This window comes from Frankia sp. ACN1ag (assembly GCF_001414035.1).
Classification (GTDB): Bacteria; Actinomycetota; Actinomycetes; order Frankiales; family Frankiaceae; genus Frankia; species Frankia torreyi.
Genome location: NZ_LJPA01000027.1, coordinates 69,183 through 84,243, shown reverse-complemented (window position 1 = coordinate 84,243; position 15,061 = coordinate 69,183). Strand labels below are relative to the sequence as shown.

Annotated in this window: 10 protein-coding genes and 1 pseudogene; 5 read left to right on the top strand and 6 right to left on the bottom strand. The window is 74.4% G+C overall.

Going from position 1 to position 15,061, the window contains the following annotated elements; translation table 11 throughout:
* Positions 1-28 precede the first annotated feature (28 nt).
* From UK82_RS22270 to UK82_RS22255, 4 genes are all read left to right on the top strand, one after another.
* Positions 29-472 (top strand): nuclear transport factor 2 family protein, encoded by a 444-nt coding sequence (locus UK82_RS22270; RefSeq protein ID WP_044887006.1) that lies wholly within the window; start codon positions 29-31, stop codon positions 470-472.
* Positions 469-1,542 carry a ResA-like WAxxUGC motif-containing protein gene (locus UK82_RS22265; RefSeq protein WP_044886987.1) on the top strand — a complete coding sequence of 358 codons (1,074 nt, stop codon included), beginning with the start codon at positions 469-471 and terminating at the stop codon, positions 1,540-1,542. Before UK82_RS22270 ends, UK82_RS22265 begins: the two co-directional genes overlap by 4 nt.
* A complete protein-coding gene (locus UK82_RS22260) occupies positions 1,539-2,882 on the top strand; it encodes a phosphotransferase family protein (protein WP_236706290.1) in 1,344 nt (447 codons plus the stop codon). Before UK82_RS22265 ends, UK82_RS22260 begins: the two co-directional genes overlap by 4 nt.
* 99 nt (positions 2,883-2,981) lie before the next feature.
* On the top strand, positions 2,982-4,121 hold the full coding sequence (locus UK82_RS22255; protein WP_044886988.1) for a ResA-like WAxxUGC motif-containing protein: 1,140 nt from the start codon (positions 2,982-2,984) through the stop codon (positions 4,119-4,121).
* 39 nt (positions 4,122-4,160) lie between these two features.
* On the opposite strand, the gene UK82_RS22250 is transcribed toward UK82_RS22255, so the two are convergent.
* The 6 genes and pseudogenes from UK82_RS22250 to UK82_RS22230 form a co-directional block, all read right to left on the bottom strand.
* Positions 4,161-6,806: an MFS transporter gene (locus tag UK82_RS22250; RefSeq protein ID WP_052681291.1), complete on the bottom strand. Its 2,646-nt coding sequence runs from the start codon at positions 6,804-6,806 to the stop codon at positions 4,161-4,163.
* 35 nt (positions 6,807-6,841) lie between these two features.
* Positions 6,842-7,111 (bottom strand): annotated as a pseudogene (locus UK82_RS42075) (hypothetical protein); the annotation flags it as partial.
* A 1-nt stretch (position 7,112) separates the two neighbouring features.
* Positions 7,113-8,182, bottom strand: a 1,070-nt coding sequence (locus tag UK82_RS42070) for a N,N-dimethylformamidase beta subunit family domain-containing protein (protein WP_313949826.1), incomplete at its 3' end; no start/stop codon positions are given.
* 393 nt (positions 8,183-8,575) lie between these two features.
* Entirely contained in the window at positions 8,576-8,818 is a 243-nt protein-coding gene (locus UK82_RS22240; protein ID WP_044886990.1) for a hypothetical protein, read from the bottom strand.
* A 448-nt stretch (positions 8,819-9,266) separates the two neighbouring features.
* Positions 9,267-9,830, bottom strand: coding sequence for a flavoprotein (locus UK82_RS22235; RefSeq protein WP_044887009.1), 564 nt, complete (start codon positions 9,828-9,830; stop codon positions 9,267-9,269).
* A 16-nt stretch (positions 9,831-9,846) separates the two neighbouring features.
* Positions 9,847-12,207 (bottom strand): serine/threonine-protein kinase, encoded by a 2,361-nt coding sequence (locus UK82_RS22230; protein WP_044886991.1) that lies wholly within the window; start codon positions 12,205-12,207, stop codon positions 9,847-9,849.
* Positions 12,208-12,921: 714 nt separating this feature from the next.
* Between UK82_RS22230 and UK82_RS22225 the strand changes: the two genes are divergently transcribed.
* On the top strand, positions 12,922-14,958 hold the full coding sequence (locus UK82_RS22225; protein ID WP_044886992.1) for a TIR domain-containing protein: 2,037 nt from the start codon (positions 12,922-12,924) through the stop codon (positions 14,956-14,958).
* The last annotated feature ends 103 nt before the right edge of the window (positions 14,959-15,061 follow it).

The window sequence follows — 15,061 nt, the reverse complement described above, 5'->3', positions numbered from 1 at the left end:
CCCGACCTCCGAGGAGGGCTCCCCGCCCATGGGTACACGGCAGGAAGCACCCGTCCGCGAACTGTTGCGCCTGTTCGACGAGGGCGACTTCGTCGGCAACATGGACCGGCTGCTGGCCCAGTTCGCCGAGGACGCGACGTACCAGATGAGCGTCCCCGGCCGGGAGGCGCTGCGCGGCCGGGAGCTCATCGCCAAGGAACTGGCCCGGCAGGCCGGCGACTACACCGACTGCGTCTGCGAGATCCTCACCGTGGTCAGCGACGACCGCCACGTCGTCACCGAACGGATCGACCATGTGACGATGCTGCACGACGGCACGCGGGTGTCGAATCCCCTGCTCGCCATCTTCGAGGTCAACGACGACGGCCGCATCGTCGCGTGGCGCGAGTACTGGGACGCCCTGTCGCTGTCGCACCGGATGGGCGTCGACCCCGGGACCATGCTGGGCCTGATGGGGCTGGAGACGGCGTGATCCTCGACGATCTCACCGTGGACCCCGCCGGCTTCCAGGCCGGCACCGGCTGGGCCATCAAGCCGCAGGGTGCCTGTAAGGGCGACGTGTGCGTGCCGTTACCGAGCTCGGTGCGCCGTCCCGACGGCCGGCTCGACGTGACCGGGCTCGCCGAACGCCTCGGCATGGGCCTGGTCGCGGACGAGGCGCACGGCGTGTGGGCGCTGGGCCCGGAGTCCGCGGTCACCGGCCGGGCGCTCACCACCGCCGAGGCGCCGCCGCTCGAACTGCCCCGGCTGGACGGGACGCCGTTTCGGCTGGACAGCCTGCGCGGGCAGAAGGTCGTGCTCGTCGCGTGGGCCTCCTGGTGTGGCTGCCGGGAGGACCTGCGCCTGTGGACCGCGCTGCGCGAACAGCTGCACCCGCGGGGCCTCGAGGTCGTCACGGTCGCGCTGGACACCGGCGGTCCGGACGCCGCCCGGCCCTGGATCGAGAAGGCCGGCGGCAGCCATCCCGCACTCATCGACGCCCGCCACGAGCTGGGCGCGAAGTTCGGCGTCGTCAACGTGCCCAACGGGCTGTGGATCGACGAGGACGGCGTCATCGTCCGGCCGGCGGAGCCGGCGTGGATCGAGGATCCGCACGCCAGCTCCGAGACTGCCGCGCGGTCGCTCGACGAGCTGCCCGCCGACCACCGTGACGTCCGCGCCGAGATCGGGAAGATGGCCATCGACCCGGCGGTGTACCCGGCGATGATCCGGGACTGGGTGGCGAACGGCCGGGCCAGCCGGTACGCCCTCGAACCGCACGAGGTGCTCGACCGCGCCCGCCCGCGCGACGGCGCCGTCAGCCGGGCGGCCGCCCGCTTCGAACTCGGCGAGTACGTCCACCGCGCCGGCGACCACCCCGCCGCCGTCGCCCACTGGCGCGAGGCGCACCGCCTGCAGCCCGACAACTGGACGTACAAGCGCCAGGCCTGGAATCTCGAAGAACCGGAGTCCGTGCGGACGATCGACGCCTACGGCACCGGCTGGCTCGACGACGTCCGCGCCCTCGGCGCCGAGAACTACTACCCCGAGATCCAGCCGTGACCAGGACGGCGGAGGAAGACCGCCTCGTCGCCCGGGTCGAGGAGCTGATCGGGGGCACGGTCACCGCGATCGAGCGCCAGCCCCGCTGGCGCAAGGCCTGGTACCTCACCGTCGACCGGGACGGCATCGAGCTGGCGCTGTACGTCCGCGGGGACAAGCAGATCGACGCCGAGCCCTACCCGGGGCTGGACCGCGAGGCCGCGATCCTGCGGATCCTGGAGCGCAACGGCGTCCCGGTCCCCCACGTCCACGGCATGAGCAGCGATCCGATCGGCATCATCATGGACCGGGTGCCCGGGACCCGCGACGTCGCCGAGGCGGCGGACGACGCCCAGCGCCGGGGCATCGCCGAGCAGTACATGGAGATCCTCGCCCGGATGCACAGCATCGACGTGGCCGAGTTCGCCGCCGCCGGCATCGAGGTGCCGACCACGCCCGAGGGCGCGCAGCTCGCCTTCGTCGACGCCAACGAGCGGCTGTACCGGCGGACGAAGAAGGCTCCCGAACCGCTCGTCGAGTGGGCGCTGCGCTGGGCGCGACGCCGGCTGCCCACCGCCGGCAACCGGGCCCGGTTCATCCACGGCGACACCGGCCAGTTCCTGTTCGTCGACGGCCGGATCACCTGCGTCTACGACTTCGAGGCGGCGCACATCGGCGACCCGCTGTCCGACCTGGCCGGGCTGCGCACCCGGGCCGGCACCGAGCCGCTCGGCGCGGACATCGAGCACATGATCCGCCACTACCAGCGGGTGGCCGGCACGACCGTCGACCCCTCGGCGTTGTCGTTCTACACGGCCACGTACATGCTCACCGCGGTGATGGCGCTCAGCGGGCCGCTGACCGAGCTGCGCCCCGCCGATCAGCAGGCCGAGTACCTGACCTGGGATCTGATGGTGCGCCGGGCGATGCTGTGGGCGATCGCCGAGGTCGAGGGCGTCAAGATCGAGCCCGCGCCGCCGGTGACCCTCCCGACGGGCTATCCCGCCCGGATCACCACGGTGCTCGAGGGCACCGTGCGGCGGATGGTGCCGGCGACGCCGGTCGACGAGGCCAACCAGAGCGCGGCGCTCGCCCTGGCCCGGTGGGCGGCCGCGATGGTCGCCGTGGGGGCGGCGAACGTCGAGCGCGACCTCGACCAGGCCGCCGTCCTGCTCGGCCACCGCCCCGCCGACCAGGCCGCGGCCGACGCCGAGCTGGAGCGGTTCGTGCTGGCCGCCGGGCCCGAGCACGACCTCGCCCTGCTGGAGTACTTCGCCGCCCAGACCGAGGCGCGGGTCGCCGAGGCCGTCCCGATGCGGCAGCGGCTCGAGCAGTACGCGCTCGCGAAGGTCGTCCTCTGAACCTGAACGCGACCCCGAGCCCGAGCGCGTCCCCAAGCCTGGACGCGAGCCCGAGCCTGGATGCGACCCCACGCCAGCCCTGATCCGAGGGAGCAACGCATGCTGGTGAGCACGGACACCATGGACCCGGCGGTCTTCACCGCGGGCACCGGATGGTCGATCAAACCGCAGGGCGCCTGCAAGGGCGAGCACTGCGTGCCCCTGCCGGCCGAGGCCCGGGACGCGGCCGGTGACGTCGTCGTCGAGGTGGTCGCCCGCCGGCTCGGGATGCCGCTCGTCGTCGACGCGGAGCACGGGCTGACGGCGGTCGGCCCCGAGGCCGCCGTCACCGGCCGGATGCTGTCCACCGCCGAGGCGCCGGAGCTGACGCTGCCGACGTTCGACGGCGCGACGTTCCAGCTCTCGCGGCTGCGCGGAACGAAGGTGCTGCTCGTCGCCTGGGCGTCCTGGTGTGGCTGCGCCCACGACCTGCCGCTGTGGGCCGCGCTGCGGGAGCGGCTGCGCGGGAACAACCTGGAGATCGTCACGGTGGCGATGGACGTCGCCGGTCCCGACGCCGGGCGGCAGTTCGTGGAGCGGGCCGCGCCGCGGCACCCGGCGGCGATCGACGCCGAGCACAGCCTCGGCCGGCTGTTCGGCGTCGTCAACGTGCCGAGCGGGGTGTGGATCGACGAGACGGGAATGATCGTGCGCCCGGCCGAGCCGGCGTTCCCCGGCCGGGTCGTCATCTTCGACGAGTTACGCAAGGCCGATCTGGAACGCGAGGCCGCCGCGAGCGCCGGCACCCTCGACCGGATGCGCGAGGTCCTGCGCAGCGACGACGGGTTGTCCGACTCGACCGTCTCGCTGGTCGAGATGACCCGGATCATCGCCGACCACGCCGAACCGGAGCTGTACCTGCGGATGCTGCTCGACTGGGCGGACAAGGGCGCGGGCAGCGAGTACGTCCTGGCGCCGCACGAGGTCGTCGAACGCTCCGCGCCCCGCCCGCCCGACGTCGCGACGGCCGCGGCCCACTTCGAACTCGGCCAGCATCTCGAACGCCACGGCGACCACCTCGCCGCGGTGGCGCACTGGCGGCGGGCGCACGAGCTGCAGCCGCTGAACTGGACCTACAAGCGCCAGGCCTGGCGCTTCGAATACGGCCCCGACGGCCAGCCGGACCGCTACACCAGCTCGATGGAACACGACCTGCGCGCCGTCGGCCCGGAGAACTACTACCCCAGGCTGCGGCCCTGACCGACGCCGGCAGGGCTGCCCGCCGGTAGGTGGCAGGCATCAGCCCGGCGCGGGCGGGGCGACCGGGACCACGGACTGGGCGGCGGGGACGAGCAGCCGCGGGCGCCCGGTGCCGTCGGCCGGGACCGTCCAGGTGTCGGCGAGGGGCACGCCGGAGCCGAGGTTCGCCACGGCGTAGCTGACGTGGTCGTCGTCGATCCAGGCGGCCTGGTCGTCCACGTTGCGGGTCTCGGCGAGCGGATGGTCCGCGCCGGTCACGAGGTCGAGGACGTGCAGGCGCCAGGTGGCGGGGGCGAAGCCGTGGCTCAACCGGGACTTGTAGGCGATGCGGTGCTCGTCCGGGGACAGCGACGGGCACTCCACGCCGTCGCGGAGAATCTCCGCCCGCCGGTCGTGCACGTGCCCGCGGATCAGGTAGTAGTGATCGCCGGTGTGCAGGGTGGCGTAGAAGGTGTCGGAATCCGCCGCGAACGTGACCCCCCAGAGGTTCTCGTCGATGGCGTACAGCCGGCGCCCGGCCCGGGTCACGGCGAAGTCCTCCAGGTCGGCGACGATCCGGCCGGCGGTGAGGTCGACGAGCAGCGTCCGGGTCGAGAACGAGTCGGTGTTGTAGGCGTCGCCGACGACGAAGGTGGTCACCGCGCCGATCCGCCCGTCCGGCGCCACCCGCGTCCGGCTGGCCAGCCCCGCGATCGGCAGCCGGAACAGCACGTGCAGCCGGTCGTCGAACACGGCGATCCCGGCGCGGGCGGACGCCCGGTCGTCGCGCAGGCAGAGGCCGCGCCCGGCCCGCTCGTCCACCCGGTCGCAGGTCAGGGCCGTCGACGCGCGCGGCCCGGCCGGATCACGCACGTCGGCGGCCTCGACCCGGCCGAAGCCCGCACCTTCGGCGGCGTCGAGCACCAGCAGGTGCGGGCGGGCCAGCAACGCCGGCAGCGACGCGGTCATCGGCACCGGGCGGGCGGCGCCGGGCGACGCCGAGCCTGCGGCCCGGGGCGTGGCCGACGCCTGTGTGGCGGCCGCCTCTCGCTGCCTGTCCCGGGCGCTCACCGCCACCACACCGGTCAGGCACACCGCGACGACCAGGGCAAAAGCCCCCACCCGCGGGCCCGACGGCCAGCGCAGTCCCCGCACCAGGCCCTGGCCGCGGACTGGCGCTCCCGGGGAGGCTGCGGAGAACTCTGACGCGGAGAACTCAGACGCGACAACGGCGGATGCGGGGATCGCGGACGCGGGGATCGCGGATGCGGGGGGCCGAGGAGCGAGAACGGCGTCGGCGGGGTGGGGCGCCGGGTGTCCGGATCGGAAGGGATGCAGCAGCACCGCCGCGAACACCCCGCTCACCAGCGTCAGCACGAGCGCGTCGGCGAGGGCGGCGCCCGGCCCGGACCGGGTCCAGACCGCGCCGAAGCCGAACGTCGCCGTCCCCCGCCCGGCGGCCAGCACGACACCGACGAGGGCGAGCCCCGTGGTGCGCGCCGACGCGGGCACGGTCTGACTGGTCAGGGCGGCGATCACGCCGTCCGAGGCGGCGAAGTAGATCCCGAGCAGCAGGGGCAGGGCCAGCACGCTCCACCCGGACGGGGCCGGGGCGAGCAGGACGGCGAAGCAGCCGCCGAGCGCCGCCTGGCCGCCAAGCAGCACCCGCCCGGCGCCGACGCGGTCGGCCAGCCGACCCATCGGCACCGCGAACAGCAGGTAGACCAGCGACTCGGCGACGAACAGGGAGGGGAAGAACCGGCTGTCCACCCCGGCCTGGTGGCGCAACGCCAGGAACAGCAGCGAGTCACTCACCGCGGGCAGGCTCAGCAGGGCCGCCACCGCGAGCAGCCGGCGCAGCGCACGGTTCGCCAACAACTCCGCGAGAGGAGTCCACAACCGCCCAGGCGCCCTGCCGGCCGGTGCGATCGCGGGCTCCGGCGCGGCGTCCGCGGGTCGGCGGTTCTCCACGAACAGGGCCAGGACCGCGAGGCCGACGACGGCGATGAGGAACGCCGCGGTGAACACCGTCGAGTAGGAACCGGGGGCGACGCCGAGCAGGGCCACGGCGAGCAGCGGCCCGAGTAGCGCACCGCCGGTGTCGAACGCCCGGTGCAGCCCGAACGCCTCGGTGAGCCGCCCGCGGGGTGCGGACAGCGAGATGAGCGCGTCGCGGGGACCGGTCCGGATTCCCTTGCCGAGCCGGTCGGCCCCGAGCCAGGCCAGTACGGGCAGCCAGCCGTGCGCCCCGAGCAGGCCCAGCCGGGAGGCCGCCGACAGCGCGTACCCGGCGCCGGCCGCCTCGCGGTAGCGCCGCCACCGGTCGGCGAGCAGCGCCCCGGCCAGCGCGGTGACCGCGGCGACGACCTGGAGAAGACCGTCGGCGGCGCCGAACTGCAGGGCGGTGAAGCCCAGGCGCACCGTCAGGTACAGCGGCAGCACCGAGGCCACCATCTCGGCGGACAGGTCGGTGACCAGGCTCGTCAGCCCGAGGAACAGGACGTTGCCGGACACGGCGGACGCCGCGGCCCCCGCGCCGGCATCGGCCCCCGCGCCGGCATCGACATCAGCGCCAGCGCCGGCGCCGGCATCGGCGCCCGCGCCGGCCTTGGCATCGACCTCGCCGCTCAGGTCGTCGCCGGCGTCGGCACGGCCCGTCCGGCTGGGTGCGGGCTCGGGCAGCGGGCGCCGTCCCGCCAGATACACCGCCGGCCCCCGCTACCGCGCCCGACTCTGGGCGGTCAGTTCTTCTCTCCCGGTGCGGTGCCGCCGTGGTCCTCGGCCGGGATGGCGTCGACGGCGGGATGGCGCAGCCCGGCGGGACCCGCGGCGAAGGCGGTCAGCAGGTTCGTGGTGATCTGGGTGATCGCCCGTTGGATGGCCGGGCCACCGGTGCCGGGCCCGCAGACGTCGGCCAGCGGGCAGACCCAGGCGCTGGTCCCACTGTCGAACACGCCCGCCCCGGACGGCGTCGTGTAGTAGCTGACGTCGGAGAAGTCGTGGACGCCGCGNCAGGTGATCGGCGAGTGGGCGATCACCTCGATCGGCCGCGGGGTGGGGTAGGCGAGGTTGACCCGGTCGTACTCGGAACCGATCAGACCGGGCAGGCGGGCGCCCGCGGTGAGCCCGGCGCCCTCGAGCAGCCACGACTGCGGACGGGCGATGATCATGTCACCGTGGACCGGGTTGCACTGGTACATCCCGCCGGTCAGCGAGCTCTCCGGGCTCGCGTTCGGCGGGGAGGGCCAGTTGGCGGTGATGTGGGCGTCGTCGCGGCCGTAGAGGGGATCCTCCTGCGCCACCTTGTAGGCCGTCTCGAGCCGGTCGGGTCCCAGCGGCGACGGGTCGAGGCGGATCCGCCGGTACACGGCGTTCGCGCCGAGAAAGGCGAGGTTCGTGCCGCGGTCGCGGGCGGCGCTCAGCGCGGCCCGCATCGCCGGGGAGTAGTACTCGTCGTGGCCCAGCGAGATCACCGCCCGGGCGCCGTCGAGCAGATGCGGGTCGGCGTGCAGGTCGAGGTCGGTGGCGTAGGACACCGGCAGGCCGAGGCGCTCGGCGAGGGCGACGAGAGGCTCCTCGTTGCCGGTGAAGTCCGCCGCGCCGTCGCCGTAGTCGTACGGCCGGTCGAACGAGACGACCCTGGCCCGGTCCGCGAAACCGCGCGGACCGTGGTACAGGCTGTAACCGCCCCAGGCGTTGTAGGCCTGCCAGGTGGTCACCGCGTTGAGGATCACCACCCGTCCCGCGGCGGACGGCCCCCGGACGGTCAGCGGCACGTACCGGTGGTTGCCGTCGGAGGCGTCCAGTCGGAACAGGTAGTCGCCGGGCGGCCAGGAGGCGGTGGCGAAGGTGGTGGTGGGCGCCCAGGACGCCGCGGAGATCGTGTTGGTGGCGGGGCTGTGCGTCTGGCCGGCCTGGCGGCGGCCGGGAAGCGGCCCGACCGTCGTCATCAGGCGGCAGGTCCGTCCGCCGTACCACCCGGTGCGAAAGGCCGAGATCGTCAGCGAGGGGGCCGTGGTGGACGCGAACAGTCGGACCGGCGTGCCCGCGGCGATGCTGGCGTGGTCGAGCCAGCCCTCCACCGCGTTCTGCGGGCCGAGCTGACTCAGGCCGCACTCGGCCCCCGGGCGGGCGTTCTCGGCCCGGACATCGAAGCCTCCGGACGGGCCGCCGCCGGGGCCGGTCGTCGGGAGGCGGGCCGCCTCGGACCGGCGCGGCGGGGGCGTGCCACCGACGCATCCCACGAGGACGAACCCGCATCCGATCACACAGACATAGGCCACAAGACGGATGAGTCGGCGCCGACGCACGGCTCATCGTCGCAGCATCCGCCCCGCCCGGCCTCCCGGGGTCGCCGAATTCGACCGGATCGACCGGGTATGGCGCGGGAGCCTGGCCTCATCCGGACCGAACCGGACCGAACCGAACCGGACCGGACCGGAACCGGAACCGGAACGAACCGGAACCGGAACCGGTCAGGTCACGGCGGAACCTGCGGCCGGGGTGCCGGACAGGTGGGCGAGGTACCGATGGCAGGCCCTCGCGCGGTCGGCGTCCTCCTTCATCACAGTGCGGAAGAACTCGGCGATCTCCCGCTCGTCGGCGTTCTCCGCATCGCGGATGAACTGGTCGTAGTCGTGCCCGGCCTTCAGGGCGTGGTACTGCACCGTGATCAGGTCGTGGACGATGTCACTGAACCCGGTCTCACCAGTCGCCATCAGAGATGCCTCCTTCTCGCAGTTCCGGGAGGTCGCAACGGATACCCCTGGCATTCCGCGGGGGCTCGCCGCCAAACACTGGCGGACCGTGCGCAACGCACCGCAGCCCGCCTCATGCACCCGCAGAAGCGACCCGGTCACAGCACTGCTGCAGCCGCTCGCATGCGCCTTTCCGCTCGGTGACGGCCTGCGATGTCCGACGGCGCTCGCCTCGCCGCCGGACGGTCCGCCGGAACCGCTCCGCGAGAGGCGTGCATGGGAGCGGAGCCACGTGGTTGCTTCGCATGGACAAATCGGACGCCGAACCATACAGAAGAACCACGGTGGCGGCTCTCCCACGCATCCGCCCCGAACCGCGGGCCGTCGCCCCTGTAGCGCCCAGTCGCAGCCACACCGCGACGTCACGGGTGAAAGCAGGACAGGAAACGAACCTCCGAGGCGACGACCACTAGCCCGCCCCGGCACGACCCGGCGGGAGGGCGGCGAGCACGGCGCGCAGGTCGTCCCAGGGAAAGGCCGTGTTCTCCCGGCCGGGCTGGTCGGCGCCACCGCGCGGGTCGCCGGGCCGGCCGAACACGAGGCGCACGCCCCAGGACCGCAGCGCCTCGACGCTCGCGGCGTAGGCGGGGTGACCGGCCAGGGCGCTGTTCGGATACGGCGCCATGATGATCGGCAGACCCGCGCCGAGAGCCTCGTTGAGCAGGCCCAGCGCCAGGGTGTCCGAGATGCCCGCGACGATCTTGTTGACGGTGTTGAACGTCGCCGGGGCGACGACGAAGGCGTCGGCCGGCGGCAGCACGTCGGGCTCCCCCGGCCGCTTGTACGCGGAGCGGACCGGATGGCCGGTGAGCTCGGCCAGCCGCCCGGCGTCGAGAAACGCCATCGCGGCCGGCGTGGCGATCACGCACACGTCCCACCCGGCGGACCGGGCATGCTCGACGAACGCCGGCAGCTCGGCCGCGGGATACCCACCGCACGCGACGAGGTAGAGCACCCGACCGTCGGCTGTCATGACCACCCTCCCGCGATCAGTACAGGATGCGCTGGCCCGGACCGGATCCACCGGCGGCGAGCGCCCGCGCGGACACCCGGTAGAGCGACGCCTGGGTGGCGTCGTTGCAGGTGTAGTACAGGTCGCCGCCGGGGTCGGCGAGGACGCCGAACAACCGCTCGGTGTCGCCGACGCACGCCTGCCGCAGGACGGGCCGGGCGAGGGCAGCAGTGTCGGAGCCGGGGGCGGCGGTGTCGGGGCCGGCGGTGCCGCTGCCGCTGCCGCCCGGTCGGTCGGTCACCTGCCACACCGTTCCGTGCCGGGCGTCGGTGAACAGCACTCCCCCGCCGCCCGGGGCCGGCGTGAGGCTGGTGATGTCGGCGTCGTCGAGGCCGCGGTCGACGACGGTCCTGATCGTTCCGTTCTCGACAACGTGGATGCGGGCGTGCCCGTCAGCGTAGGACAGGACGAACACCCGGCCGGCGGCGTCGACCGCGACGCTGTAGGCGTTGGCCAGCGGGACCTCGGTCGCCCGGTCGGTGCCGTCGTCGTACCGGCGTTCGTGGGCCGCCCGGTAGCCGCGGCCGGTGGCGATGCCGGTGCCGGCGACGAGCCGCGCCGCGGTGGTGCGGTAGTCACCGGTCCCGGCAGCGGGATCGATCTTCCAGACCTGGCCGGCGTAGCCGGTGGTGAAGTACAGGATCCCGCTCGGGCTCACCGCGACGCTGGTCGGCGTGCCGATCTGCGCGCCGACGTTCTTCGGCTCGTCCGCGCCACCCGCCGGGCAGATCGTCGCCGGCGCCACCGACTTGCCGCGGTCGGCCGCCCCCGCCAGCACCCGGTCCACCGCCTCCGTCGACGGCCGCCCCGCCACGGTCTCGACCCGCCACGGCTGACCCGCCGGCCGGTAGACCCGGCGGACGACGCAGTTCCACTCGTCGGCGACGAAGACGGACCCGCCGCCGGCGGCGATGCCGGCCGGGCGGCGCAGCGCGGCGACCGCGGCGGGTTCGTCCCGGGCCGGTCCCGGCTGGCCGCTGCGGTCGGCGGCGGCCCGCCCGATGACGGTGCCGGCCGTCCCCCGGACGAACAGCGTCAGCGCGTGCTGGCTGGAGTCGGCGAGCAGGATGCCGCCACCGCCGTCCGCCGCCAGGCTGACCAGGCCACGCAGCGGCAGCGGCGCGCTGACCGGGTACGCCGGCGGAGCACTCGGGCGGACGGGCGCGGCCGCGGGTCCGCCGCCGCCCGATCCGACGCGCAGGACGCCGGTGGCGAGCAGCACGGCGACGGCGAGGACGACCGCGATCAGCGCCGACGCGGACCAGCCGGGCTTCCCCACCCGCGCCCGCACCGGCCTGACCCGGTCCCGCAAGGACCGCAGGACCCCGGCGTACCGCGAGCCGGACCCGCCGCCACCTGCAGCCGCGAGCCGACCGTCGGCCGAGAGGCGGGCATCGGCCGAGAGGCGGGCATCGGCCGGCCGGTAACGCCGCGTCGGCGGGAGCGGGCCGCGGCTGCGGCGGCGCAGGTCCTCGTCGCCGCGGAAGCTGATCCCGGTGCCCGCCAGCCAGTCCGGTCCGAACGCGTACCTGGTGGCGGCGATCAGGTCCGCGGCGAAGGCCAGCGCGCTCGGCTGGCGGTCCGCCGGATCCTTCGCGAGGGCCCGCAGGGTGACGGCCGCCACCTCGGCGGGGATCCGCGGCAGCGGGTGCGGCACGGCGTGGCGGTGCCGCTCGGCCATGACGTGCGGCCGCGGGTCGGCGCCGAACGGCGGCGAGCCGGCGAGCAGCTCGTACAGCACCGCGCCGAGGGCATAGACGTCGGCGGCCACCCCGGCGGCGGCGAGGTCGAACTGCTCGGGCGCCAGGTATGGCGTCGAGCCGACCACGCTCGTCGGCGTGGCGGTGCCCGTCGCCTCCAGTAGCCGCGCGATGCCGAAGTCGGTGAGCTTGGGCGCCCCGTCCGCGGCGAACAGGATGTTCGACGGCTTGATGTCGCGGTGCAGCAGGCCCTCGCGGTGCACCCGGTCGAGGGCGACGGCGACCGCCGCGACGATGGCGCAGGCGGCCGGCGGCGCGAGCCCCGCCTGGGCGCGCCGGGCCAGCGTCCCGCCGGGCAGCAGCTCCATGACGATGAGCGCCATGTCCGCGTCGCGCACGTAGTCGAAGACCCGGACGATGTGCGGATGGTCGAGGCTCGCGACGATCCGCGCCTCGGCGTCGACGCCGTCGGCGGGCAGCTCCGGCGCGGGCGCGGGCACCGCCAGCACCTTGACCGCCACGTCCCGGTCGAGCCGGCGATGCCGGGCGGCGAACACGCGGCCGAACCCGCCCCGGCCGAGCTCGGCCCCGATCTCGTAGTCCGGCAGCACCGCCTGGACGTGCCCCTGCACGATCACGCGCTACCCCGCGTCCGCCGCGTTCCCCCGTCGCCTCCGGCCCGCCACCAGGCCGGGATCATCCGTGAGCCGACTATAACCGAGCCCCTCCGGCCCCTCCGGCCGCTCCGCCGCCGAGCGGTCGGGGTCGCGGGGCAAGGACGACGACGGGGACGGTGACGGGTGTCGACGAGCCGTCCACCCGGCAACGGCCGGCCGGCGTGCAGGGTTCAGGCGCCGGGCGAGAGGTCGGTGAGGGTGCCGCGACCGCCCATGGAGTGGGCGACGAGGACCAGTTTCGCGTCCGCGTTCCCAGGCTGGGGCCACCAGCGTTTCCCGAAACTCAGCATCACCTGCCGGTACCGACCTGGCCGTCAGCATGATCCACCGCCCGTGGCCGGCCGGGGATTACCGTCGGTGTCCTATCCGCGGTCCCCGAAGCGGGCGGGATGCGTTCGGCGGAACATCCACGCGGTACGGGATGACTCCCCCGCCGTTGTTCTCCCAGCAAACATCCCGAGCTTTTCACATCGGAATTTGACGGTTTCCAGGAACCCCGCATCGGTCGGGTCGCGGGAGAAGGCGCCGCGATAGCACGGGCCGTTCGACAGCCGGCGGCGGGTGGCGGCCGGCGGGCTACAGGCGGGCCCGCGGGTACCGGAACCACCGGCCGTCACGGGCCTTGCGGCCCGGTGGCACAATCGTCGCCGAGTCCGAAACGGGGGTGAGGACGGCGTGTCGGCCACGGGACGATGGGACTTCTTCCTTTCGTATGCGGCCGAAGATCGCCAGTGGGCCGAGTGGCTCGCCTGGCAGCTGGAGTCCGCGCATTACCGGGTGCTCATCCGGGCCTGGGACTTCGTGCCCGGATCGAACTGGAGCCTGCATCTCCAGCAGGGCGTCGTCGGCGCGGAACGCACCATCGTCGTGCTGTCGCCGGCGTATCTGCGCTCCCTGGACGACACCCCGGAATGGCAGGCGGCGTTCGCCGCCGACCCGTCCGGAGCCGGCCGGCGACTCCTACCCGTCCGGGTCGAGGAATGCGAGCTGCCCGGGTTGCTGAAGCAGCTCGCCCCCATCGACCTGTTCGACCATCCCGCCGATTCCGCTCGTGACACGCTGATCGCCCTGGTCCGGCACGCGATCGATGGACGCGCGAAGCCGAGCATCGAACCGGCCTTCCCAGCCCGGGCGCAAACCCGGCTGACCGAACCCGCCTTTCCGCCGGCCTCGGCTGGCGGTGGCTCCCAGGCCGGGAGTCCGGCCACACCGCCGACCGGCAGAGCGGCGTCCGCGTGGCGGCGAAGGGCGAACCAGGCTGCCGACACTCCTCGCCCCCCGGCCGCCGCACCCGGCGGTCCGCCCCGGACCACGCAGCCGCGGCCCGCGACGATGCTGGCGATCCGGCCGGGGGGCAGCGGCTTTGTCTCGGCGTCTTCCCTTCCGGACGCGGCCCCAGCCTCCCCGCTCCCAGGCCCTGCCGCCCGAGGCCCAGGCTCAGGCTCAGTTACCCGCAATCCAGAACAGGCCGCCCGCGACGCACCACGCGCGAACCCGCCGCAGGAGTCAGGTCGGCCGGCGGCGAGGCCCCGGGTCAGGCGCGGCGGAACCTGGGCGATGCTGCCCACGGATCGGGTCATCCGGCTGGCCGACACGGTCGAACCGGCGGTCCGCGCCGCGCTGGACCCGTTGCCCGCCGACGCGCCCGCCGTCCTCGGCTACCGTCCGGCCGCGCGGCCGTCGCTCGCCGCCTGCCAACGGGCGTTACTCGCCGATCTGGAGTCGGTCGCGGTGGCGCTGTTCCCCGGCTGGCTGCCGGGCGCCGAGGTGATCGAGTCGGCGGGCGGGGCCGGCGTGGCCGCGGCGCGGGCCCTCGCCGGCCGTGCCGCCGCCGCGCTCGATGTATTCGGGCCGTACCTGGCGGATCTGGCCGAGCGGTCGCTGCGCGGGGTGCCGACGGGGACACGGTTCACCGTCGAGGTGCGGGCCGCGGGCGTTGCGAAGGCCATTGCCGCCGGGTACGGCCGTGATCGGCTGGCACTGCTCGTCGATCCGGAGGCATCCGGGGGCCGGCCCCGCGACCGACGGACCGCCCTCGACGCACTGGCCTGGTTCGCCTACACGGCACGCGTCGGCGTGTGGTTGACCGGGCTCCCCGACGGCCCGGACGCCGACCGGGCCAGGACCGTGTCCTGCCCCGCAAGCGGGCGCCCGGCCCCGGCCGACCGGGCATCCGAGACGACGGCGTCCCCGCTGCCGGGCGAGGCCGCAGCGCCGACCCGGGCGGCCCGGACCCCGGCCGAGATCAACCAGACGGAGCCGGCGCCAGCGACGGCGACGGCCACGGCGACGGATGAGCCGGCTACGCCAGCGGGCGGTGATGGCCGACAGGAGCGGGTGGTGCTGCCCGCGGTCGTCGGCCGGCCGCATCCGGCGAGCCGGGCGGAGAAGCGGCTCGAAGGCGCGTTGCGCGCCCGGGAGTGGGCGCACGGGCGGGCCTGGAACCAGCCCCACCGCCCCGGCCCGCTGACCGGGCTGCACTACCTCGACCTCGTCTGGTCCGCCGAGCGGGTGGTCATCGAGGTCGACGGTCCGGAACACCGCGGGGTCGCGCACTACGAATCGGACCGCCGGCGGGACGCCGAACTCGTCCTCGACGGCTTTGCGGTCCTGCGGTTCACCAACGACCAGGTGCTCGACGACGTGGACGCCGTCGCGAGCCAGATCGAACGATGCGTTGAGGCACGCCGGAAGACTCCGAAAGAGGCATAGAACCATGNCCCCCGCCNCCTCCCCGACCACCGCCAGCTCCCCAGCCCCCGCCAGCTCGGCGGCCCCCAAGAGCTCTGCGGGCCGCCCGGCCACGGCGCGCCGC

Coding starts and splice junctions, on each gene's coding strand:
- UK82_RS22240 (WP_044886990.1), bottom strand. CDS start 8,818: ATGGCGACTGGTGAGACCGGGTTCAGTGACATCGTCCACGACCTGATC.
- UK82_RS22235 (WP_044887009.1), bottom strand. CDS start 9,830: ATGACAGCCGACGGTCGGGTGCTCTACCTCGTCGCGTGCGGTGGGTAT.
- UK82_RS22255 (WP_044886988.1), top strand. CDS start 2,982: ATGCTGGTGAGCACGGACACCATGGACCCGGCGGTCTTCACCGCGGGC.
- UK82_RS22270 (WP_044887006.1), top strand. CDS start 29: ATGGGTACACGGCAGGAAGCACCCGTCCGCGAACTGTTGCGCCTGTTC.